The sequence below is a fragment of the Taibaiella koreensis genome, from assembly GCF_003545715.1.
In the GTDB taxonomy this organism is placed as follows: Bacteria; Bacteroidota; Bacteroidia; order Chitinophagales; family Chitinophagaceae; genus Taibaiella; species Taibaiella koreensis.
The window spans coordinates 95122-117419 of record NZ_QVNU01000004.1; the positions used below are offsets into that span (position 1 = coordinate 95122).

The 22298-nt window shown below is 47.6% G+C and carries 29 protein-coding genes; 27 read left to right on the forward strand and 2 right to left on the reverse strand.

The annotated features are described in order from the left end of the window. From DZK30_RS14060 to DZK30_RS14100, 9 genes are all read left to right on the forward strand, one after another. The gene (locus DZK30_RS14060; RefSeq protein ID WP_118974788.1) at positions 1 to 471 is read left to right on the forward strand and encodes an SRPBCC domain-containing protein; all 471 of its coding nucleotides are present in this window, start codon (positions 1 to 3) and stop codon (positions 469 to 471) included. A 161-nt stretch (positions 472 to 632) separates the two neighbouring features. Then, positions 633 to 1010 (forward strand): DoxX family protein, encoded by a 378-nt coding sequence (locus DZK30_RS14065; protein ID WP_118975234.1) that lies wholly within the window; start codon positions 633 to 635, stop codon positions 1008 to 1010. A gap of 83 nt (positions 1011 to 1093) precedes the next feature. Beyond that, the gene (locus DZK30_RS14070) at positions 1094 to 1441 is read left to right on the forward strand and encodes a hypothetical protein (RefSeq protein WP_118974789.1); all 348 of its coding nucleotides are present in this window, start codon (positions 1094 to 1096) and stop codon (positions 1439 to 1441) included. Positions 1442 to 1453: 12 nt separating this feature from the next. Further along, positions 1454 to 2035 carry a YdeI/OmpD-associated family protein gene (locus tag DZK30_RS14075; RefSeq protein ID WP_205529449.1) on the forward strand — a complete coding sequence of 194 codons (582 nt, stop codon included), beginning with the start codon at positions 1454 to 1456 and terminating at the stop codon, positions 2033 to 2035. A gap of 163 nt (positions 2036 to 2198) precedes the next feature. Then, positions 2199 to 2717 carry a VOC family protein gene (locus DZK30_RS14080; protein WP_205529450.1) on the forward strand — a complete coding sequence of 173 codons (519 nt, stop codon included), beginning with the start codon at positions 2199 to 2201 and terminating at the stop codon, positions 2715 to 2717. A 168-nt stretch (positions 2718 to 2885) separates the two neighbouring features. After that, a complete protein-coding gene (locus DZK30_RS14085; RefSeq protein ID WP_118974790.1) occupies positions 2886 to 3257 on the forward strand; it encodes a VOC family protein in 372 nt (123 codons plus the stop codon). 34 nt (positions 3258 to 3291) lie between these two features. Beyond that, positions 3292 to 3681, forward strand: a complete 390-nt coding sequence (locus DZK30_RS14090; protein WP_118974791.1) for a DUF1398 domain-containing protein — start codon at positions 3292 to 3294, stop codon at positions 3679 to 3681. Between the two features lie 40 nt (positions 3682 to 3721). Next, positions 3722 to 4288 (forward strand): DUF4256 domain-containing protein, encoded by a 567-nt coding sequence (locus DZK30_RS14095; protein ID WP_118974792.1) that lies wholly within the window; start codon positions 3722 to 3724, stop codon positions 4286 to 4288. A gap of 40 nt (positions 4289 to 4328) precedes the next feature. After that, complete coding sequence (locus DZK30_RS14100) at positions 4329 to 4937, forward strand: HD domain-containing protein (protein WP_118974793.1); 609 nt, start codon at positions 4329 to 4331, stop codon at positions 4935 to 4937. Between the two features lie 88 nt (positions 4938 to 5025). Here the strand turns inward: DZK30_RS14100 and DZK30_RS14105 are convergent, their stop codons facing one another. Then, positions 5026 to 5508, reverse strand: coding sequence for a hypothetical protein (locus DZK30_RS14105; RefSeq protein WP_162903092.1), 483 nt, complete (start codon positions 5506 to 5508; stop codon positions 5026 to 5028). 97 nt (positions 5509 to 5605) lie between these two features. Here DZK30_RS14105 and DZK30_RS14110 point away from each other — a divergent pair, with 97 nt between their 5' ends. The 4 genes from DZK30_RS14110 (at position 5606) to DZK30_RS14125 (ending at position 8504) form a co-directional block, all read left to right on the forward strand. Next, positions 5606 to 6256, forward strand: a complete 651-nt coding sequence (locus DZK30_RS14110; RefSeq protein ID WP_118974795.1) for a hypothetical protein — start codon at positions 5606 to 5608, stop codon at positions 6254 to 6256. A 98-nt stretch (positions 6257 to 6354) separates the two neighbouring features. Further along, positions 6355 to 7143, forward strand: a complete 789-nt coding sequence (locus DZK30_RS14115) for a helix-turn-helix transcriptional regulator (RefSeq protein WP_118974796.1) — start codon at positions 6355 to 6357, stop codon at positions 7141 to 7143. Between the two features lie 88 nt (positions 7144 to 7231). Then, positions 7232 to 7615, forward strand: coding sequence for a VOC family protein (locus DZK30_RS14120; protein ID WP_118975237.1), 384 nt, complete (start codon positions 7232 to 7234; stop codon positions 7613 to 7615). A 25-nt stretch (positions 7616 to 7640) separates the two neighbouring features. Continuing rightward, the gene (locus tag DZK30_RS14125; protein ID WP_240432929.1) at positions 7641 to 8504 is read left to right on the forward strand and encodes a class I SAM-dependent methyltransferase; all 864 of its coding nucleotides are present in this window, start codon (positions 7641 to 7643) and stop codon (positions 8502 to 8504) included. A 25-nt stretch (positions 8505 to 8529) separates the two neighbouring features. On the opposite strand, the gene DZK30_RS14130 is transcribed toward DZK30_RS14125, so the two are convergent. Then, positions 8530 to 9165 (reverse strand): DUF2306 domain-containing protein, encoded by a 636-nt coding sequence (locus DZK30_RS14130; protein ID WP_118974798.1) that lies wholly within the window; start codon positions 9163 to 9165, stop codon positions 8530 to 8532. 128 nt (positions 9166 to 9293) lie between these two features. Here DZK30_RS14130 and DZK30_RS14135 point away from each other — a divergent pair, with 128 nt between their 5' ends. The 14 genes from DZK30_RS14135 (at position 9294) to DZK30_RS14200 (ending at position 22296) form a co-directional block, all read left to right on the forward strand. Then, a complete protein-coding gene (locus DZK30_RS14135) occupies positions 9294 to 9662 on the forward strand; it encodes a winged helix-turn-helix transcriptional regulator (protein ID WP_118974799.1) in 369 nt (122 codons plus the stop codon). 70 nt (positions 9663 to 9732) lie between these two features. Next, positions 9733 to 9984, forward strand: coding sequence for a type II toxin-antitoxin system ParD family antitoxin (locus DZK30_RS14140; protein WP_118974800.1), 252 nt, complete (start codon positions 9733 to 9735; stop codon positions 9982 to 9984). After that, positions 9977 to 10267 carry a type II toxin-antitoxin system RelE/ParE family toxin gene (locus DZK30_RS14145; protein ID WP_118974801.1) on the forward strand — a complete coding sequence of 97 codons (291 nt, stop codon included), beginning with the start codon at positions 9977 to 9979 and terminating at the stop codon, positions 10265 to 10267. Before DZK30_RS14140 ends, DZK30_RS14145 begins: the two co-directional genes overlap by 8 nt. 14 nt (positions 10268 to 10281) lie before the next feature. Continuing rightward, positions 10282 to 10638 (forward strand): bleomycin resistance protein, encoded by a 357-nt coding sequence (locus DZK30_RS14150; protein WP_118974802.1) that lies wholly within the window; start codon positions 10282 to 10284, stop codon positions 10636 to 10638. Between the two features lie 68 nt (positions 10639 to 10706). Further along, a complete protein-coding gene (gene mnmH, locus DZK30_RS14155) occupies positions 10707 to 11765 on the forward strand; it encodes a tRNA 2-selenouridine(34) synthase MnmH (RefSeq protein ID WP_118974803.1) in 1059 nt (352 codons plus the stop codon). A 36-nt stretch (positions 11766 to 11801) separates the two neighbouring features. Next, positions 11802 to 12191 (forward strand): DUF1801 domain-containing protein, encoded by a 390-nt coding sequence (locus DZK30_RS14160; protein WP_118974804.1) that lies wholly within the window; start codon positions 11802 to 11804, stop codon positions 12189 to 12191. A gap of 107 nt (positions 12192 to 12298) precedes the next feature. After that, positions 12299 to 12898, forward strand: coding sequence for a restriction endonuclease subunit S (locus DZK30_RS14165; RefSeq protein WP_162903093.1), 600 nt, complete (start codon positions 12299 to 12301; stop codon positions 12896 to 12898). Next, positions 12895 to 14283 (forward strand): HsdM family class I SAM-dependent methyltransferase, encoded by a 1389-nt coding sequence (locus DZK30_RS14170; protein ID WP_118974806.1) that lies wholly within the window; start codon positions 12895 to 12897, stop codon positions 14281 to 14283. Before DZK30_RS14165 ends, DZK30_RS14170 begins: the two co-directional genes overlap by 4 nt. Positions 14284 to 14293: 10 nt before the next feature. Continuing rightward, positions 14294 to 14710: a hypothetical protein gene (locus DZK30_RS14175; RefSeq protein WP_118974807.1), complete on the forward strand. Its 417-nt coding sequence runs from the start codon at positions 14294 to 14296 to the stop codon at positions 14708 to 14710. Between the two features lie 39 nt (positions 14711 to 14749). Continuing rightward, positions 14750 to 16840, forward strand: coding sequence for a type I restriction-modification system subunit M (locus tag DZK30_RS14180; RefSeq protein ID WP_118974808.1), 2091 nt, complete (start codon positions 14750 to 14752; stop codon positions 16838 to 16840). Then, positions 16837 to 17928, forward strand: a complete 1092-nt coding sequence (locus DZK30_RS14185) for a restriction endonuclease subunit S (RefSeq protein ID WP_118974809.1) — start codon at positions 16837 to 16839, stop codon at positions 17926 to 17928. The genes DZK30_RS14180 and DZK30_RS14185 overlap by 4 nt, the downstream gene beginning before the upstream one ends. 58 nt (positions 17929 to 17986) lie before the next feature. Next, entirely contained in the window at positions 17987 to 18418 is a 432-nt protein-coding gene (locus DZK30_RS14190) for a helix-turn-helix domain-containing protein (RefSeq protein ID WP_118974810.1), read from the forward strand. 46 nt (positions 18419 to 18464) lie between these two features. After that, positions 18465 to 21008 (forward strand): McrB family protein, encoded by a 2544-nt coding sequence (locus DZK30_RS14195; RefSeq protein ID WP_118974811.1) that lies wholly within the window; start codon positions 18465 to 18467, stop codon positions 21006 to 21008. Beyond that, complete coding sequence (locus DZK30_RS14200; protein WP_118974812.1) at positions 21001 to 22296, forward strand: McrC family protein; 1296 nt, start codon at positions 21001 to 21003, stop codon at positions 22294 to 22296. The genes DZK30_RS14195 and DZK30_RS14200 overlap by 8 nt, the downstream gene beginning before the upstream one ends. Positions 22297 to 22298 lie beyond the last annotated feature (2 nt).

Consider the following 22298-nt stretch of genomic DNA (forward strand, 5'->3'; position numbering starts at 1 on the left):
ATGGAACGCAAAACACAGATCCACGCCGAAGACGGCAAGCAGGACATCCTGATCACCCGCGAATTTGACCTGCCCCTGGAGCTCCTGTTCAGGGCTTATGCCGAGCCGGAGCTGGTAAGCCAATGGATGGGCACCCGGGTGCTACATATAGATAACCGGCCACAGGGCGGCTATGCTTTTGAAACCAAGGACAAGGACGGTAATGTGATGTTCGCCGCGCAGGGTACCATCCATGCCTTTGTGCCCGACCAAATGATCGTCCGCACTTTCGAGATGGCGCATGCCGGCTTCGGGGTACAACTTGAATACCTGGAATTTGAGGCGCTGGGCGAAGAAACCAGCAAGCTGAGCATGCAGACGATCTTCCGCTCGGTGGCACTTCGTGATGCCCAGATGAAGCTGCCTTTTGCTCAAGGGCTTAACTGGGCCCATGGCCGCCTGGAAGAGATCGTACGACAACTGGTCCGGTAATATTATGTTGCCCGCAACGACACGAAGACACCAAGAAAAATGCTTTGTGTATTCGTGCCGTCGCAGGACCTGGCACAAGGTACCGGGAAAATTGCTTTGTGCCTTTGTGGTCCATTATACAAGACACCAGGAAAAAACTTCACAGCAAAAAACGAATAACCATGAACAAACGTAATCGTATTATCTACTGGATCGCTACGGCCTGGCTGGCCCTGGGCATGCTGTCTACCGCTATTGTACAGCTGATCCGCATGAAGGACGAGGTGAGCAAGATGACGGGACTGGGCTACCCGGTTTATATCCTTACCCTTATTGGCGTCTGTAAAATACTAGGCGTGATCGCTGTACTGACGCCCCGCTTTGCCACACTGAAAGAATGGGCCTATGCCGGCTTTTTCTTCCTGATGACGGGGGCTATCTTTTCGCATCTCGCTGCGGGCGATCCCGCCGGTGAGCTCTTTGGGCCCACTCTATTGCTGGTATTAACGGCTATCTCCTGGTATTTTCGCCCGGCGAGTCGTAAAGCGGCTATAGTATAGATAAACCCCGCCATATACTCAAAATACATTTTACATTTTATGCTATCTTTAAGCGTTGATCGCAAGAGATAAATCGCTTTATAATGGATGATAGAGGCCAGTTTTTCGCGACTATATTTCAATATTATACCGGCATTGCCGAGGGGAAAATATCCCGGGAACTCTTGATGGGTTTGTGTGATAAGGTAACGGACTATTACTTTGAACAATATGGTCGCTTTTTTTGCAAATACCCAAAGTCTACCAAACGATATGCCTCGTTTCAATTGAAGGATTTGGATCATCCGCAGACATTTGAAATGATCGTGGCATTTTTCAAAGAAAAATTAAATGAAGATTATCGCGTGAGCGCAATGCAAATGTTGCAGATGAATGATGAACAGCTAAGGGCATTTGAACAAAATAGGGTCGATTTTTACAACATGTTTTAACAAAAGGAGTTCATGATAAATCCCGAAGTAGATTGGTATTTCGACAAAGCCGGTCAGTGGCAGGCCGCTACGGAACAACTGAGAGCGATCGTGCTGGATTGCGGTCTTACAGAGGAGCTGAAATGGGGCTGTCCCTGCTATACGCTCCGGGGCGCCAATATTGTACTCATCCATGTATTTAAGGAATACTGCGCGCTGCTGCTCTTCAAGGGCGCGCTGCTGGCCGATACGCATGGTATACTGGTACAGCAGACGGAGAATGTACAGTCGGCGCGACAGATCCGCTTTACCGATGTGAAGGATGTGGTAGCGCAGCAGTCGGCATTGAAGACCTATATCTACCAGGCTGTTGCTGTGGAAGAGGCCGGCCTTCGGGTACCGCTGAAAAAGACAAAAGATTTTGCTGTTCCGGAAGAGTTTCAGCAAAAGCTGGATAGCATGCCGGCGCTGAAAAATGCCTTTGAAGCGCTAACGCCTGGCAGGCAAAGGGCCTATCTTTTTCATTTTGCCCAAGCCAAGCAATCCAAAACCCGCACTGCGCGGGTGGATAAGTATATCCCGCATATCCTGGCCGGTAAAGGCCTGGAGGATTAAACCTTAACTGACTATCCCTGATATAGCAAACAAAGTTTTGTATGTCTATAAATACGAGCTGGCGCGTATTGCTTACCCGTCTTTTTGTTTGGTGTCATACCTTCTTCTTTTTTGGGTTGGTTTCCTATACGCGGATAGTCATTAAAAATAATATAAACAGATCATGAAAAAAGCAGCCCTGATCACTTTGCTTATCGCCGCTTCCTTTCTTTCCGGCTTTGCGTTCAAGACCCTGCTGACGAAGCAAGCACTGGTGGAACCACGGGCTACCGGCATTGGCGGCATCTTTTTTAAATGTAAAGATCCCGGCAAAATGCGGGAATGGTACAGCAAGCACCTGGGCCTGAAAACGAATGCCTATGGCGCTGTATTTGAATGGCGGCAAGGTATCGATACCATGCAAAAAGGCTTTACACAATGGAGCCCTTTTGCCGCTACTACCAAATACTTTGCCCCCTCCACAAAGGATTTTATGATCAATTACCGGGTATCGGACCTGGAGGCCTTGGTGACCACCATGAAAGGCAATGGCGTAACCGTGCTGGACAGTGTTGAAAGCTATCCCTACGGAAAATTTGTACATATCATGGATATGGAAGGCAATAAGCTCGAGCTATGGGAGCCCAATGATGCGGCATATGAAAAGATGGGCAGGGAAATGGGTGCAGTCACCACGAAATAGCAAATGCTTTCTCCACAAATCAGGATCTGTCATCGTGAGTTCCGGCAACGCGCGATCGTGATTGGTGAGCGGTTTGGCTACTATTGCGATTACCTGTATTCAAGGGTTGCACTTAGATCAACGAATGTACGCCGGCAGAGATGATCCCAAACTAAAATCATTTACATCATGAGTAATTACAAAGCGCTTTACCTGAGCCCCATGATTCCTTCCTTTAACCTGGAGGGAACTGGTCTTTTTTTCAAAGATATACTGGGCTTTTCTCCGGTAATGGATACCGCTTCCTATGCTATTTATAAGAAAGACAATCTGACCATCCATTTGCTGGGGGCAGGACAGGATATCGGGCAAATGGAATTTTATCTTGAAGTAGATGATGTAGATGCATTGTGGCAGATGGTCAACGATAAGGTACAGCACCTGCAGGTCAAGGCGCCCTTTGATCGTGATTATGGCATGCGAGAGATTCATATCGCGGTGCCGCATACCAATACGCTTTTGTTTATCGGGCAGATGCTGCAAGGTGAAAAAGATCAATAGAACTTTTGTTTACTTATATACCTACCCATTAAGCATGTTTACCATCGACCAGATCTACGCGGCGCACAGCAAAGTACGTTCCGGCGCCGATTTTCCGCAATATATCCGCGACCTGAGGCAATTGGGCATTACCGGCTACCGGACCTATGTTGCCGACGGGCATACCGATTATCATGATGCTGAGGGGTATAAAGCTTCATCTGAGCCGAAATATAATGCCCTGTCTATCGCAGGCACTTCCGACGCAATACAATTTGCGGCCGACCTGAAGGCTCATCAACAGGGGAAGACGGACTACCCCACTTTTTGTAAGGATTGTGCCCGGTCTGGTATCGAAAAATGGATTGTCAGTATGGATCAGATGACCTGTATCTATTATGACAAGACAGGGCAAGAGATACTGGCGGAGGCCATACCAGCATAAGCAAAACGCTGCCCGTTTCTAAACCTATCAATAAACTGTTATGAAGAGCACTAAAAAGCAATTGCCTGCCTCCCAGGCGGAAGAGCTAATGGGTATTTTGAAAACCCGCTTTGAAAAGAACAAGAGCCGGCACAAGGGCATGAGCTGGACTGATGTTCAGGCAAGGCTAGAGGCCCATCCGGCAAAGCTATGGTCGCTCAACGAAATGGAGATGAGCGGTGGCGAACCCGATGTGGTAGCCCAGGATAAACAAACCGGTGCTTATATTTTCTTCGATTGCTCGGCCGAAAGCCCCAAGGGGCGCAGGAGCATCTGCTACGATCATGAGGCACTACACGCCCGCAAAGAGCATAAGCCCAAGAACAGCGCAGCCAATATGGCTGCCGATATGGGCATCGATCTCCTGACGGAAGCGCAATATGCGGCACTGCAGCAGCTGGGCGCCTTTGATCTCAAAACGTCCAGCTGGATCGTAACACCTGACAATATCCGCAAGCTCGGTGGCGCGTTGTTTGGCGACCGTCGTTACGATACGGTATTTACCTATCACAACGGTGCTGACTCGTACTATGCTGCCAGGGGCTTCCGGGGCTCGCTTGCGGTCTGAGCCATTGGTAAGCGAAATGATCCGGCTATCTTTGCGCACCATGACGAAAGAAGCTATTATAGCTGCCGTACGGCAGCAAATCCGCGAACAGTTTTCCGGTGAAGGTACAGGGCATGATTATTTTCATATCGAAAGAGTGGTCCGCAATGCCTTACGTATTGCCGGTACGGAACCCGGAGCCGATCTGTTCCTGGTAGCGCTGGCCGCCTGGGTGCACGACCTGGGTGATTATAAACTGCATGGTGGCGTGGACCGTTCGGAGGCATTGATCACTACTTTGCTGGGCAGTCTGAATATACCGCAGGATACGATCGCTAAAGTGGTGGAGATCGTATCGCAGGTATCCTTCAGTAAAGGCAAGACTGCAGAAAGTCTTGAGGCCAAAATCGTGCAGGATGCCGATCGTCTCGATGCGCTTGGCGCTATCGGCATCGCCCGTGTATTTGCTTTCGGTGGCAGCCGGCATCGCGAGCTGTACAACCCCGATGATCCGGAACAGACTTCCATTCAGCATTTCTACGATAAGCTGCTCACGCTGAAAGACAAAATGAATACCAGTCTGGCACGTACTATCGCCGGGGAACGACACCGTTACCTGGAAGCATTTTTGCAACAGTTCTATGCTGAATGGAATGGAGAAGAGTCCTGAGTTGTTTGCTTGAGCAGCGTTGCTTGTTGCATTTTCTCGCTGCGTCGCTGTGTCGCAGCGAGATTTTTTCTATAAGAGATAAAAAAGCTTATTGGTACAGCTCTCCGGCGCAGGGGCATTGGTCCTCGGGCCCTTCGTTGCTCAGTCTGCAGCATTCTTCATGGTGGCGATGGTGATTGTGCTCATCCAGCTCGTAAATGATATCGCGTGTAATTTCATAGTAGACGACCTCGTTATCCCATTCTTTGAATACGCATTTCATGCGGGGACCAAATTTGCCGGCGTAATATTGTCCTTTGGTAATAGTACCATCCGCCTGGTTCTGCTGTTCGAAGTAAAAATAGACATCGCCATTCTTCCTGATCACAACAGATTTATGCGGCGTGCCGGTACCGGAAACAGCATGCCGGGTCTCAAATTGTCTTTCGCCGACGAAGGGTAGCTGCGGTATTAACTGCTCTGTAGCTTTCGCAGATCGCTTTTGCGCGGCTGCTTTCTTTTCCTGACCTGTAGATGGTTTACAGGAAAACAATAAGGCGGAGGACATCACCAGGAATAGGATCGTTTTCATGTCATAAAAATAGACATAATTAGCCATCATGCCTATTGTCCGCCTGGGTCTGTTACCTTTGCAGGAATAGTCTACTATCTTATAAATAATCAAGATAATGATCCGTATAACGCCCATAGATGATCCTGAGATCAGGGAATACCTTTCCGGGTACGAGACGCTGGGCGGTATTATCGATTTTAAAGTCTTCCGGATCGGGGAAGCGGCTTCACCTGCAGCAGCCCATACAGCGGTTGCCCGGCTTATGCTCGATCTGCTGCAGGAAGACAACGACAATGATTTCAAGCAGCTTGGCGCACCATCCGGAACTGTGGCGGAACAATATTATAATCTGCGAAACAGACAGCTCGATGCGGGCGAAGGAACTGCCGTTACCCTAAAGCAATTTTTTGGTCCTTACTTTGACCTGGAAACCCGTGGGCTGGTATCGCCCGGGCAAGCCGGTCTTTCCTCCGAGGCCGTTAGCCAGGCAAATGATTTCGTTATCAAAGGCTATACCGACGCCTTTTTGAATCCGCCACACTCCTTTGGTCAGGGCAATATGACCATTGCTGAGCTGGAAGCTTATTTTAACGCATTCAACGCTTATTTTTTTGGCGACACCGGCCATTGCGTGGTCTATGCCTGGCCGGTAGATTGTTCCGGCTATTTCGATGCCGGCAAAGAATGGTGGGGAAGCTATTTCTGGACGGTATACAACCCGGGGAAGGATTGGTATGTGGGTATCGCTGTGTCCGGTACGGATTAAGGCTCAGGCAGCAAACAATCCGTACATTTTATTTCCGTATGGGTTGACAATGTGGCCGTAACTTAGCGATTACTTTTACCGTAAACAAAATCTGCCACATGCAGGCCCAGCTATACTTACCCGCCGAACCCCTGCGTTCCCATATCCGCTTTTACTGGATCATGGCCAATAATGCGCCGGTGCAGGAAGAAAGGACCTTCCGGATCATGGCCAACGGTGCACCGGGAATAGTATTTCAACGGGAGCCCACAGCCTTGCTGGACCGCCAACGGTTGCCGCAAATGTTCCTGCATGGGCAAAATACAGCGTATTACGGGGAGCTTCAGGCTGGCCGATCTTTTTATAATATCGGGGTGGCCCTGGAGCCTATGGCGCTACCAGCGCTGTTTGGCCTTGCAGCATATGAGCTCACTGATGGTATGACGGATATACGCTTGTTGTCATCGCAGGTTACAATAGCAGAACAACTGGGAGCTTCGGCTACAGCAACACAGCAAATAGCCCTATTAGACGCCTTTTTCCTGGAGCAGCTGCGTGGCCGCCAGCCGTCTCCAATGCCCGGATTGACCCATGCGATCGCGCTCATCAGGAAAGGACATACCTTAAGCGACGTGCAATTCCGGTTAAACCTTTCGGAACGGACGCTGGAGCGACATTTCCGCCAGCACATCGGTATGCCACCTAAGCGATATGCCCGTATATGCCGTTTTGAATCGGCTGTGCAGGCCATACGCCGGTCCGATTTCAGCTCACTTACCCATCTCGCTTACGAATATGGCTATTTTGACCAGGCCCATTTTATCCGGGAGTTTCAAGCCTTTTCCGGCACCGCCCCTACTAGCTTCCTGGTGAAAGCGAAAGCGCAGCTACCTGATTTTTCCGGATAGCGCGTGACCGATGTCGGCTTTATACAATCCGGTCAGCATTCCCCTGAATAATTTTGCTGTATACTTTAATCTTTTTAAAAAACAGCAAATGAACAATCCCGTAAGCTGGTTCGAAATCTACACCAGCGACTTTAACCGCGCCAAACAGTTTTATAGTACCGTATTTCAAATAAAGCTGAAGGATATGCCCGTACACAGCGAACGGCATGCGCATATGGATTATGCCGTTTTCCCGGGAAATGAAGGTGGCAACGGAACAGGCGGCGCCCTGGTTATGCTCGACAAAGTACAGCCTGGCCCCGGTGGCACGCTGATCTATTTTGATACCCGGTCGATCGACGATGAATTGAGCCGGGTAGAAACAGCTGGAGGTAAGATTCTGCAAGGCAAGGTGAATATAGGCGAGGCTGGTTTTATAGCATTGATAGAGGATACGGAAGGCAACCTGATCGGCTTACGTTCGCAACAATAAGGCCCGCCATTTGTAATGAAACTATATGATAGATCCTATGGAAAATGATCCTGCACAGCCAGACAATACAGCGGTAAGAACGGCCCTTTGGCGGGCCTTACATATACAGGTCGATGCACCGCCCTATATTATCGAGGATACGATGGGACTGCAGCTGGCCGAACCGGAAGCAGGTTGGCAGCAACGCCCCGATATGCATGCGGATTATACAAAAAGGCCGCGGGCCGCAATGGTAGCCCGGGCCCGCTTTATAGACGACCTGGTCGTAGCGCAAAACGCCGCCGGCACGCCACAATATGTATTATTGGGCGCCGGTCTTGATACCTTTGCCTGGCGCCGGCCCGGTGTTGCCGCCAGCATGCAGCTCTACGAGATCGACCAGCCAGGTACCCAGGCCTGGAAGCAGCAAAGACTACAGCTACTGGACTGGCCCATGCCCACCGGACTGCATTTTGTTCCCGTCGACTTTGAGCAAACCACCTGGTGGGAGCAATTGATCGGCGCAGGCTTCGATCTGCAATTGCCGGCCGTGGTATCCTGTACCGGCGTTACCCTGTATCTCACGATCGATGCCATTAAAGACACCCTGCAGCAAACAGCTTCGCTGGCGCCCGGGTCTACGCTGGCCATGACCTTTTACCTACCCATACAGCTGATGGCGGAAGAGGATCAACCCCTGCAGCAGATCGCGGAGAAAGGCGCCCGGGAGGCCGGAACACCTTTTCTCAGTTTCTTTGCGCCGGAGCAGGTGCTGACCATGGCCGGAGAGGCGGGCTTCAAGTCGGCGCGTATCGTATCGGCCCGGGACCTGGAACAGCGGTATTTCTCCGGCCGCACCGACGGACTTGCTCCGGCCAGCGGGGAATACTTTTTGCTTGCCGGAACATGAGGCCGGTAAAGGAATATTTGTGGATCTATTTCACCATAGATTTCCGGCTGCGGACCAGCTCGTAGGCATAGAGCGGTACCGCCCAGCCCATCCAGAACAAGGGCGTCGCTATCTCTTCATAGCTGCCCAACTGCTGCACATAAGGAATCTTATAGGCAAAGCCGGAGATAAGGAAAGCTACGGTGACAATGTAGCTGCGCGTCATCCATTCGCGGTGAAGCTGGAATTTCCTTTTGATCGCGGTATAGTAAGCCATAAAGGTAGCGCTGATCCATACGGCTGCCCATACCTGCAAGGTGAAGGCATTGGCCCAGTTTACTTTGTAGGCTGTGGTAAATGCCAGCACCAGGGCACAGCTACTGCTCACCAGGATGGCCAGCAGGTATACAAAGCCTATGAAACGATGTAGCTTCCAGCTATAGTTCCGCAGCTTGGGCCAAAATTGCACGATACCTGAGATGAGCGCACCCCCGCCCGCTGTGATGTGTGCGATCAATACCCAGCGCCATTCGAAATACTTTCCAAGGGCCTCCGGCGTTAATTCCAGGAAGCGGTCGGCGCCGTGCATGAACAGCCAGGTTATGAAGATGACGGCGATCCAGATCAGTAAAGGGATCATATCGGTACGGGACGGTCTGAATACCGTTTTGCTCTTGTTCATTAGTAGTCTTATTTTTTGTACAAAAATCCTGTCCGGCCCGCAACTGAACAATAACCGAAAAAAGATTCGGTAAGCGTCCATCGTCAATACTTATAAGGGAATACTTAATTTTACCCAAATCAGTATTCATGTACAACAGGAAAATAGAAGAAGACCTTGACTGCGGTATCCGCGTGGCAGCGAAGGTATTTGGCGGCAAATGGAAATGCTGTATTCTCGATGCCATCAACAGGGGGATTAACCGCCCGGCCGACATCGGCCGCTACATAACCGATGCCTCGGCCCGGGTGATCGAAATGCAATTGGCCGAGCTGTTGTTCTTCGGAGCAATTGAAAAATGTGCAGAAGAAGACGTTTATCCTAAAAAGTCGGAATACCGCCTTACGCCAATGGGCGAAAGCATACTGCCTATCCTTGAGCTGATGGATCGCTGGGGACTTGATCATAATGAACTAGTCAAGGAGCGGCAGCGGGAGCTGGAACATGCGGCGGTGTAAAAGCTTATTTGATCGCGCTATAAATTTTATAAAATTACCAAAATTTGGTAATTTTATAAAAAGAAGGATTATGAAAAAGAACACTTCTGTAGCCTTGGGCGATTATTTCGAGGATTTTGTGGAACATAGCGTAGCCGAAGGAAGATATAAGAACGCCAGTGAGGTGATTCGTGCAGGATTGCGTTTACTCGAAGAAGAAGAAAACAAGATCAAGGCCCTAAAGAATGCTATTCGTGAAGGTGAAGAAAGCGGCATTGCCAGAAGCTTTGACCCGCAAAGACATCTCAGCGCATTAAAAGCCAATAAAGCTAAAAATGCCTAAGTATGTTTTAACACGGAAAGCAGTAAACGACTTGTCCCGGATCTGGAATTATACTTTTGAAACCTGGTCGGAAAAGCAAGCTGATCGATATTATCAGATGCTGATTGAAGCTTGTGAGCATGTTGCTAAAGACCCTCAAACAGGAAAAGAGTATAGAGAAATAGGACCGCATATCATGGGACACAGGATCGGGAAACATATTGTTTTCTATCGTATAGCCAAGCCCAATGTTATATCGTTAAGAATATTACACGAGAAAATGGATTTGAAAAGCAGCATATAGAATAAGCTAACACCATGCTCACAGCCATTCACCCCAAGCTGCCCATGCGCGATAAAGCCGCCACCAAGGCTTTTTACATTAATGGACTTGGTTTCCGCGACATTGGCGCGACCGATTATCCCGACTATCTCCTGCTCGAAAAAGACGGTCTTCAGATCCATTTTTTCGCGCACAAGACCCTTGACCCCTTGCAGAATTACGGGCAGATCTATATCCGCACCAACGACATTGATACGCTCTATCAGCACGCCCTGGACGCCCGGCTACGATTTCCTGCCGGAGAACAACTGCAGAACAAACCCTGGGGCCAGCGCGAGTTTTCCCTACTCGATCCGGATCACAACCTGCTTACCTTCGGGCAGGCGCTGTAGGCCATAAGCGCTGCCGTCGTTAACTGCCTCTGTAAAAGTATTATCTTCACAGGCTTTTCCGGACAGGTATGATCCACAACATTACCATAGATGAATTTCTGAAGCAGGCGTCCACCCTGCCGCTGGTCGACGTGCGTACGCCCGCCGAATACCTGCACGGACGCATTCTAGGGGCCTATAATGTGGCGTTGTTCACTAATGAAGAGCGGGTACAAGTGGGCACCACCTACAAGCAGGTGGGACGTGAGCAGGCGATTCTCCTGGGCTTCGACTATGTAGGGCCTCGCTGGTCGGGCTATATACGGCAATGCCTGGATATAGCACCGGACAAACGCATTGCCGTACATTGCTGGCGCGGCGGTATGCGCAGTGGCGCCATGGCCTGGGCACTGAACCTTTACGGATTTGACGTATACCTGGTACAAGGCGGCTATAAGGCTTACCGGCGCTGGTGTCACCGTCAATTTGCCCGCAGCTATAACCTGCATATGCTTGGCGGCATGACCGGTTCCGGAAAGACCCGGATGCTACAGCTGCTACAGGCAGCGGGACAGCAGGTAGTCGATCTCGAAGACCTGGCCCAGCACCAGGGTTCCGCTTATGGTACCATGAACCGCTTGGTACAACCTACGCAGGAGCAATTTGAAAACAACCTTGCCTGGCGGCTACAATACCTGGATACATCGCAACCGCTCTGGCTGGAAGATGAATGCCAGATGATCGGCAAACGTTGCATCCCCCTGCCCCTATGGCAGCAAATGCGTGTGGCCCCGCTCATCGACCTGCAGGTACCCACGGAACAACGTGTAGCCAGTCTGGTGCAGGAATACGGCAGCCTTGATCCGGATTTCCTGATCGAAAGCACTGAACGCATTCATAAACGCCTCGGTCCTGAGCAGACCAAAAACGCTATCGCAGCCATCCGTGAAGGGTGCATGACCGATTTTATCCGGATTGTGCTGGTCTATTATGACAAGACCTATCGCAAAGGACTGGAGCGACGTAATGCAGGTCTTATAAGGGCCCTGCCGGTGAATGGCTTGCCTACCGAAGCCGATATGCACAACCTCGTAAACATTGCTGCAACCTATATTGCTGTCTCTACAGCGCCCGGCGGCAAGAGCTGAACCCATTAAAAAAACATCCTTTCGTACATTAGCCCTATGCATCCTGATATCATAGCCTATAACGAAGCACAGCTTCCTGAAGACCAGCCCATATGCCAGCTGCTGGCTGAACAGATCGACCTTCACCTGTCCGGTGCGGAAAGCAAAGTATGGCATGCCCATCCCGTTTGGTTCCTGGAAGGAAATCCAATCGTCGGCTACAGCAGGCGTAAGAGCGGTATGAACCTGATGTTCTGGAGCGGCCAGTCCTTCGATGAGCCTATATTGCAACCAGAGGGTAAATTCAAAGCAGCCGAGATCCGCTATGGCTCAGTCGAAGAGATCAATTCCGGAGACCTGCAGCGCTGGCTGCGGAAAGGCCGCGAGATCCAGTGGGACTATAAGAATATCGTAAAGCGGAAGGGGGTGCTGGAGCGGATAATATAGTAAACAAAGAAGAACTGAATTTCAATCGAGCTATTAGAAGAAAAATAATTTCTGTATATTAACTATAGACTTGCAAGGTTCAAAAAATGCCTATCTTTGCTTTCTGTATGTCAGTTGTAGATTTATACCAACCCTTAGGGAAGCTCTGTTCTATCAGAACAGGCCAAACCTTCAAGCATGCTTGGGATCAATACCTTCCCGGTGATATTGCGGTATTTTTGCCACGTGATATTGCCGAGGAAGCAATAGACACCAATAGCATCATTAGGATAAATGAGTTTGAAGTACCTACCCTGCACAAGCACCTGCTGCAGAAAGGTGAAATTATTATTGTGAATAAAGGCACCCGCCTCAACCACTTCCTCTACCAGAGTGAGCCCAAGCAAGCCGTGGCCACCACTGCCTTTTATGTAATTACCCCAAGTAAACTACTTTTACCGCAATTTCTAAACTGGTATCTTGGACAGCCGGAAGCCAAAAACTACTTTGCATTAAATACTACTCGTGGCACCACGATATCTGGCATTTCTAAACCAATATTGGAGCAGTTACCGGTGCCCCTCATCTCGCTGGCGAGGCAGGAGTACATAGCTGAAGTAGCTGCCGCCGCACAGCAAGAGCAGACCCTTACCTCGCAATGGTTGCAACAAAAGCAGGCGTTCACCGATAGCTTTTTATGGGAACAAATTAATAACTATACCCAATGAGCTGGAAACCGGAAGATATATTAGCCGCTACCTGGTCGAGTTACAGCTCTTCTGGCAGAGAGCGTAATCGCAATAGTTTTTACGATTTTACGCTATCTATTATTGGCTGGCAAATATTAGAGCAAGCCAGGGGAAAATCTGAAGAAGATACAACCTACTCCTTTAACGCTGTAGTACAGGCCATCCTACAAACAGAAGATACTACCCTGCTGGAAAAAGCATTACACTATTGGGATGCCGTGTTACAGCAACAAAAGCATACTGAAGTTACTTTTTCTCCCGGGTTGCTCAGCATCAATCATGAGATAATCCGCAACCTGCCCAGCCGGTTATTGAATGACATTTTAGGTAAGTGGGCAGACTATTTTTCTTCTTCATCAAAACAATCGCGTGGTCTTTTGATGAACCTGCTAAACTGCATCGGGCAGGAAGGTAACATTCAGGATGGCTTGCAGAGTACTCCCCGCGAGTTAGGGCAAATGATGGCCGCTTATATCCGGCATACCAGCAAAAATCCTGTCAATGTATATGATCCTTTTCCACGCACCGGCGACCTGCTGGCCACTACTATACAGGAATGGCACACCATAAAACAAGTACAGGGCGGATATACGTGGGGGCTGGAGTTGAAACTTGCCACATTACGGTTGCTTTGCAGTTTCCATCCTGAGACAGAAATTACACTTATTAATAACCCGGATATTCCTGCTCAACCACCAAAGCAATTTGATATTATTCTTTGCAATCCACCCTTTGGAGCCAGGTTTGGTAACAATGCGCAGCAACAGGTATATAATGAATCATTGGCTGCCCTGGCGCAAAAAACCAGCCGCCTCGATGTGCTTTTCCTGGGACATATCCTCGATTCGCTCTCCGGTAAAGGACATGCCGCCGTGTTGCTACCCGCCATCTTTATATCGGGCAATAGCCTGGGCAAAGAGATTATTACTGCATTGCTGGCGCAAAATGTGCTGGATATGGTTATTGAGCTACCCCCCGGTTTGTTTACCCATACCAATATTGCACCCGTATTGTTTTGCCTCAGTAAAACACGTTCCGCCAATCAGTCCGTATGGCTGGTAGATGCCACTACACAAGCCCAAAAGCAAAACAGGCAGGCCAAACTTAACCTGGAAACGGTACTGCAATGGCTCAACCAGATAAAAAACAACGATACCGAAGGTATTAAAGAGATAACTGCTGTAAGCCCGGCGGATATTACAGCCCACGAATACAACCTGTACCGCATGATACACAGCCAGGACACCAGCTTCCAGGTTTTCCGCAAATCCTCGGCAGTACTATACCAGCAATGCCTGCAACTGGAACAGGATATAGCCGCCGTACGTAAAAAAATGGAAGCGCTGATAGCAAAACCTCTTTAATAACAGCACCATGGCAAAGGTTAAAATAAACGGGAAAAGAATAGAAGGCGATGTAGATGCCATCAATACACTGTTTCAGCAAAACAGTTGCAACCTGGCTGCCTATATCGGTGCTGCAAAAAATGCCCCCAAACATACAGCTGCTTATACAATTACCTGCATCGTTGCATTTCTGGTAGTAGCCAGCCTGGTATGGATCAACGCCCTGCCCCTTGTCATCCATAAAATACTGGTACTTTTATTATTTTCTTTATGCTTCATCATTACCTATTTGATGCACACACTGCGTAAAGGGCATTTGGCTACCACCATTGCCTTTGTGGGCGCTCTTGCAATAACGCTTATAGCATTAAATGTCCGTACACCGCAACAAGTAGCCAAAACCATTGAAGAAACCACCCAAAAGCATTTCAACCCGCAACCATAATTTTCAATATTTTTACCCACTTACTTTTTATATCCATTCATGCAAGGCAAACAACTCAGAAAACTTGAAGCAGAATTATGGCGGGCTGCCGATCAGCTCAGGGCCAATAGCAAACTAACCGCATCAGAGTACTCTATGCCCGTATTGGGCCTTATCTTTCTGCGCCATGCCTACAACCGTTTTCAAAAGGTAAAAGCTGCCGTAGAAAAAAACCTGCCCGTACACCCCCAGCGGGGCCGCCGGGCGCTCAACCGTAAAGATTTTGAAGAAAAAAATGCCCTGTATCTGCCCGAAACCGCGCAGTTTGAATACCTGGTAAACCTGCCTGAGAACAAAGACATCGGCGAGGCCATAGACAATGCTATGAAGCTGATCGAAGGTGAGTACGACAGCCTTAAAGGCGTGCTGCCCAAAAGCTTTTCCATCTTCAGCAAAGATCTGCTGCGCGAGCTGCTGCGCATTTTTAATAAAGAAGTGTTGCAAAAAGCCGAAGGCGACCTCTTTGGCAAGATCTACGAATACTTCCTCAACAAGTTTGCCATGACCGGCGCACAGGAAGGCGGCGAGTTCTTTACGCCCATGAGCCTGGTACAAACCATTGTTAATATTATAGAGCCCGATTTCGGCATCGTGTTCGACCCTGCCTGCGGCAGCGCCGGCATGTTTGTGCAAACAGGGCATTTTATCGAAAACGAAGGGCTGAAGCCTGCCGAAAAAGTAACCTTCCGCGGGCAGGAGAAAGCAGAGCTCAATACCAAGCTGGCCAAGATGAACATGGCCGTACATGGCCTTGAAGGCAACATACAGGAGGGCAATACCTTTTACGAAGACAAGCATAACCTGCTCCAGGGCGCCGACTTTGTGATGGCCAACCCGCCTTTTAATGTAGATGGGGTGGACAAAGGCAAAGAAGTGGTCAAAAAAGACCGCCGCCTGATGTTGGAGGGTAAAGTGCAATTGCCCAAAAACGACAATGCCAACTACCTGTGGATACAATATTTTTACAATTACCTGAAACCTACGGGTCGTGCGGGTTTTGTAATGGCCTCATCGGCCAGCGATGCCGGGCATAGTGAGAAAGAGATACGCCAGAAGCTGGTGCAGACCGGCGCTGTAGATGTAATGATGGCCGTAGGCAACAACTTTTTTTATACCCGATCCCTGCCCTGTACCCTTTGGTTTTACGACCGGGCCAAGGAAACTATGCCGGCTAAAAAAGGCACTTTGCGCTCTGCCGATACCGTGCTTATGCTCGATGCCCGCAAGATCTTCCGTAAGGTAACCAGCAAGGTAAACGACTTTAGCGCCGAGCAGCTGCGCAACCTGGTATGCATTGTAAACCTGTACCGCGGCAATACCCAGCGCCTGCAGGAAACCATCAACGACTACCTGCAAACCGCAGCCGACCAGGCCCGAGAAACCGCCGCTACCACTACCCTGCTGCACACCCAATTGCTGAGCCTGCACAAAACGGTGAGCGACTTTGCCGCCAAATATGTAAAGGAAAATAAAGCAGCACAAGCCTTTGCCGAAGCGCTGCAACTGGACGAAGCTGCCGAAGTATACCAATGGCAAAACCAACTGGTAGCCGCAGCGGCCAAAGCAAAGCCCGATATGGCTAAGCTGGAAGCTATAGCCCAGCAATGCAAGGCCCTGCGCAAGCCGCAGGACAAGCTGGTAAAGCAACTGGCCGATGCTATTGCCGCCGCACAAAAGGAATACCAGCTCACCAAAAACAAAGACTGGAAAGCCCTGAACCTGAAAGAGGAGCTGGACGAGCTAAAGCGGCTGCAGCTACTGCTCAGCGGCGACCCGGCAGAGGAAGAGCCCGGCCTGCTGCACGATACCGAGTATTACTGGAAGCAGGCCCACTGGCTGCAAAGCCGCTTCCCCAAAGGCGTGTATACCGATGTAGAAGGCCTGTGCAAAGTAGTAAGCCGTGCCGAGATAGCCGCCAAAGACTGGAGCCTGAGCCCCGGCCGTTATGTGGGCGTAGATACGGCTACCGGTGAAGAGGAAGATTACGAAGAGCGCCTGGCCCAGATACACCTGGAGCTGGCCGGCCTGAACGAAGAGGCCATTGCCCTGGCGCAGACGATTATGGACCATTATAAAGAGCTGGCGATATGAAGTGGGAGAAAATACCTTTAGGCAGTTTATGTGAAATAAAGGGCGGAAAAAGACTACCCAAAAATCACGAATTAATTGAACAACAAACAACTCATCCATATATACGAGCCAGAGATATAGGCAGAGGTGTTATTAATTTCAGTCGACCAATGTATCTGCAAGAAAGTACATACAATCTTATATCAAGATATATTGTCACGGAAAATGATATTGTACTTACTATTGTAGGGGCCAACATTGGTGATGTGGGACTAATTCCACAAGAATTAGATGGTGCCAATCTAACTGAAAACGCAGTTAAGCTAACATCTTTTAAGAAAAATTGCTACTTTAAGTTTTTACTTTACTTTTTTCTACTACCAGGAAAAAAAAAGCAACTAGAACAGGTTGCGGCTGGTTCTGCACAAGGAAAACTTGGCCTATATAAGATAAAGGATATAGAAGTGCCAATACCTACTATATCCACCCAACACAAAATCGCTTCTATACTCTCGGCTTATGACGAGTTGATTGAAAATAATTTGAAGCGGATAAAATTGTTGGAGGAAAAAGCTTTTCTAAAATATAAAGACATTGTTCAAAATAACAAGCTGGAAAAGAAAAAGCTAAAAGATATACTTGATCTAAAATATGGAAAAGCATTAAAAGCAGATGATAGAAAAGATGGAAAGTATCCCGTTTATGGATCTAGTGGTGCTGTTGGATTTCATGAAGAGTTCTTTGTTAGTGGTCCGGGAATTATTGTAGGCAGAAAAGGGAATATCGGATCTGTATTTTGGAGCGATGAAAGCTTTTGGCCAATAGATACAGTTTATTACGTCGAATCTAATCTTAGTCTTTATTTTCTTTATTTTAATTTGAAAGAACAACACTTTGTAAATACAGATGCTGCTGTTCCTGGTTTGAATAGAAATTTTACGCTTGACAATTGGATTTATATTCCATCTGAAAGAGTACTTGCCGACTTTGATCTTGATGCCAAACCTATTTTTGAATTGAAGAATATTTTAAGAAACCAAAACACCCGCCTCCGCCAGGCCCGCGACTTGCTGCTGCCCCGGCTAATGAATGGTGAAATAAGCGTTTAAATAGTACCTTACCCAAAGAAAAAGAATTAAATTTGAGCTCATAACATATACTAAAACTATGGAAACTAAAAAAATACACGAAGGCCGCAACATAAAACGCTTTAGAGAAATGCTGGGTATAAAGCAAGATGCGCTGGCTGCCGACCTGGGCGACGACTGGAACCAGCAAAAGATATCTTTGCTAGAGCAAAAGGAAACTGTGGATCCGGCTATACTTCATGAAGTTGCTACTATTCTTAAAATACCGGTAGAAGCATTTCAGAATTTTGATGAGGAAAATGCTATAAACATTATCGCTAACACATTTCATGATAGTGCTGTAGCAAATACTTTTACAGAAGGTGCTCAAGCAAACTTTCACTGCACCTTCAATCCCCTGGATAAATTGATGGAAGTTCTGGAAGAAAATAAAAACCTCTATGAACGCTTACTCGCCAGCGAGCGCGAAAAAGTAGCGCTGATGAAGGAAGTGCTGGATAAGATGAAGTAAGCGGCCCGACGACTATAAACCCAACAGGATAATTACCAAAACTAGAATGACACAAATTGAAAATACCACGATAGAAGCTATTGTGCAGAGCAAAGGAGCACAAACAATTATTCAGTCACTCGATTTCTATTTCCAAAAAGGCCAGGATGCTTTAAACAGTTGGCAAACTATGGAGGCTTCGGACGAACTAAAGAACAGGCTGTTACAGCTATCAGAAGACTATGATCAGATACAAGAGACAGCCAAAGAAGACCCGAAAGTACACGTCATATTGGAACTGCTTTTTGAAATAATAGCCTATTGCGACATTAGGGCAAGAAACAAAAATTTTTACAATCAATACGACGATAAAAGATGTCTTGCCGAAGCGGCAGTAAGAATGAATGCCTGGGTACAGCATCTGATCCTCTTTAAGTTTCAACCAGAGCGGCTACCTAAAGGGTCTACTTCTAATGCATTCAACTATCTGTTGAGCCCGGAGCATAACACAACTATCTTGAGTGAAAATCACCGGGAGCTCATCGCAAAAAACCTGTTGGGAAAGGAATTTGATTCCAGCACTTTTGTAATTGATCTGAAGGCGTTTTTTGCACCATTTCATCTGTCTACTAACAATCCGCTTAACTACACACATCTTCTTTCCCACATTATTTACTCCATTACAGATAAATGGAAGGAAGAAGTGGTGGCTTTAATGGCTGCTGATAATACAGGCTGGCAAGACGATCATATAGAAGAGGCTGAAGGTTATAAGGCAAGCATCATTTGGAATAGTAAGCGACCCAGCGGTATTAGGGGCACATTAAAATTCCTGAGAAACAGGATAAACGAAGGCAATTCATTTAACCTGTATTATAGTAAAAAGGGAAATGTGAATTATAAAGCTACAATAATTGATTTTGCAGAAAATCAGCAGGAATTAGATGAAAAAAAATGGTCACAACATTATGAATTGCCTTACTACCATACAAATTTTGGCGACTATGCTGATGATAAGAAATCAGCGAGCATAATTTTTCTTGCAGAAAAGCTAGAAAAAGTTATTCCAATACCTGTTACCAAATTTAAGCTGTATAAAGATTATTCATTTCCTACCCAAGACAATCTTTCTCCTTTAAAGTACGAGCCCGAAACGGTAGTGAAGCAACAAGAAAACATTACTTCATCTGAAAAAATCAATATGCCTGAGCCATCTTTAAATCAAATTCTTTACGGGCCTCCCGGCACTGGTAAAACGTATAATACTATCAACAAAGCGTTGGAAATAGTAGGAGAAAGTGTTGAAGGAAAAACGCGAAAAGCAATAAAAGAACTGTTTGATGGTAAATTGAAAGAAGGACAAATAGCATTTATCACCTTCCATCAAAGCATGAGCTACGAGGATTTTATTGAAGGTATAAAGCCTATTGAACCTAAAAAAGAAGGACAGCCGGTAATATATCGTACCGAGTCCGGCATTTTTAAAACTATAGCAACAAAGGCCAGGGATAATAAAGAATTATCGCTTTTAAAGACAGATAGCAAACTTTCCGCGCCTTTCGATATCGTATTTGAACGATTGAAAGAGGAGATCGATAATGCTTTACTTACGGATCCGGTTACTACTGAGAATGAAAAGACTAAAGGTTTAGTAATACCCCTTCTATCATCTTTTTTTAGCATAACCGGCATCAATGGTACTTCTATTAAAATGATGACCAGGACAGGGAACGAACAAAATACCATGACCAAGCCTACACTGCAGCTTATCTACGAAAATCCGGATAGCCTGGATGAACATATAGCTGGTGGTATGCGTACTTATTATAGGGCACTTGTAGCCAAGATGAAGGAATGGGAACCAGAAGTTAAAAGTTCAGCCAAAAAAGTAGAACTTAAGAATTATGTTATAATCATCGATGAAATCAACCGCGGCAATGTATCGCAGATCTTCGGCGAGTTGATTACCCTTATAGAAGAGGATAAACGCCTGGGCAAGGACGAAGCCCTGGAGGTTACCCTACCCTACAGTAAAGAAAAATTTGGCGTACCGCCCAACCTGTATATCATCGGCACTATGAACACGGCCGACCGTAGCGTAGAAGCTCTCGATGCTGCATTGCGTCGCCGTTTCAGCTTTGAAGAAATGCCGCCGCTACCGCATGCTATTATTAGAGATAGCGAGCCGGTTGAAATAGAAGGCATTAACCTGCCTTTGCTGCTCACTACCATTAATAATCGCATCGAAAAGCTGCTGGATAAAGATCACCAGGTAGGTCACAGTTATTTGATGTCGGTAGATAGTATTGAAAAGCTACAAACCGCTTTTTACAACAAGATCATTCCCCTGCTACAGGAGTACTTCTTTGGCAGTTACGATAAAATAGGCCTGGTACTGGGTGACGGCTTTGTGCGGTTGAAACAGATAGAGCAGAAAATCTTTGCCGACTTTGACAGCGAAAGCGCTGCTGACTTTGAAGACCGTCCAGTATATGAGATTGTTGACTACCTTAAAGCCGGTCATGCACATCGGTTGACCATAAACAAGCAAGATATTGACATGACTTTTGAGAAAGCCATCAGGCGTTTAATGAAACAGGATATTGGCTAAGCGCAGCACACATATAACCGTATTTGAGCACGACACTCTACGCCTCGACCAGCAGGTAAACGGGGTGAAATTTGATGCGTCCATGCTCAAAGCCCTGCAACGCTATTATGGGGAGCAAGGCGTACCCTATTTTACACTCCTGCATAATGGCGTACGCTTTAATGAGCAGGTAGGCGTAATACAGGTAGGCAATACCCTTATAGAAGTATTACCCAAGGCCGATAAAGCCGATGCTGAAGAGGCCAAATGGCGCGCCTTGCTCATTGGCATGCTCAAAGCTGTAGGCGCTTTTGATATACGCAGTACCAGCAACAGTCAGCTCAAGATAAAGCCCAACACCATACTCGACCTGTACTTCGAGCTGTTCATCAACGAGGTGGAATACCTGCTGCACCAGGGCCTTATTAAACAATACCGCCGTAAAGAGGGTAATGTAGGGGCGCTTAAAGGTAGCCTGTTGTTTGGCAAACATATACAGCACAACCTTACCCACCAGGAGCGCTTTTATGTGCGGCACAGCACCTACGATGTGCAGCACCCTATGCACTGTATCCTGTACAAAGCTATAGGCCTGCTGCAACAGATCAATACCCATGCCGGGCTGCATAGCCGCATTGGCACGCTGTTGCTGCATTTTCCCGAAATGCCCGACATCAAAGTAACCGAAGCCACTTTTGAAAAGCTGGTATTTAACCGTAAAACCCAATCATATCAAAAAGCTATTAACATTGCCAAACATATACTGCTGCAATACCACCCCGATGTAAGCCGTGGCCGTAATCATGTGCTGGCCCTGATGTTTGACATGAACACACTCTGGGAAAAATTTGTGTATAGTAGCTTGCGCAAGTCTAAAGCCAATGATATTACTGTTGCCGGACAAGTATCTGCCTCTTTCTGGAAGCCACACAATGGGCGTAGCCAGAAAATGCGCCCGGACATTGTGATCAATAAAGACCATGAAACCGGCTGCGTTGTGCTGGACACGAAATGGAAAAACCTGGGTGGGCGTCACCCCTCGCCCGAAGATCTGCGGCAGATGTATGCCTATCATGAATTTTTTGGCGCTAAAAAAGTAGCTTTGGTATATCCCGGTGCCGTAGCACAGCAAAATGGCGGCCTGTTTCATCCCACAGCCGCTTACCCGGCTATGAACAAGGAATGCAGTATCCTCATCATTGCTACACCGGTAGAAACCGACATAAAAAGGAGCAGTATTCATCACTGGCAACAAGAGATTCAGCAACAATTGACTGCCTGGCTGAATGAGACCATAAACCAAGTATAAAC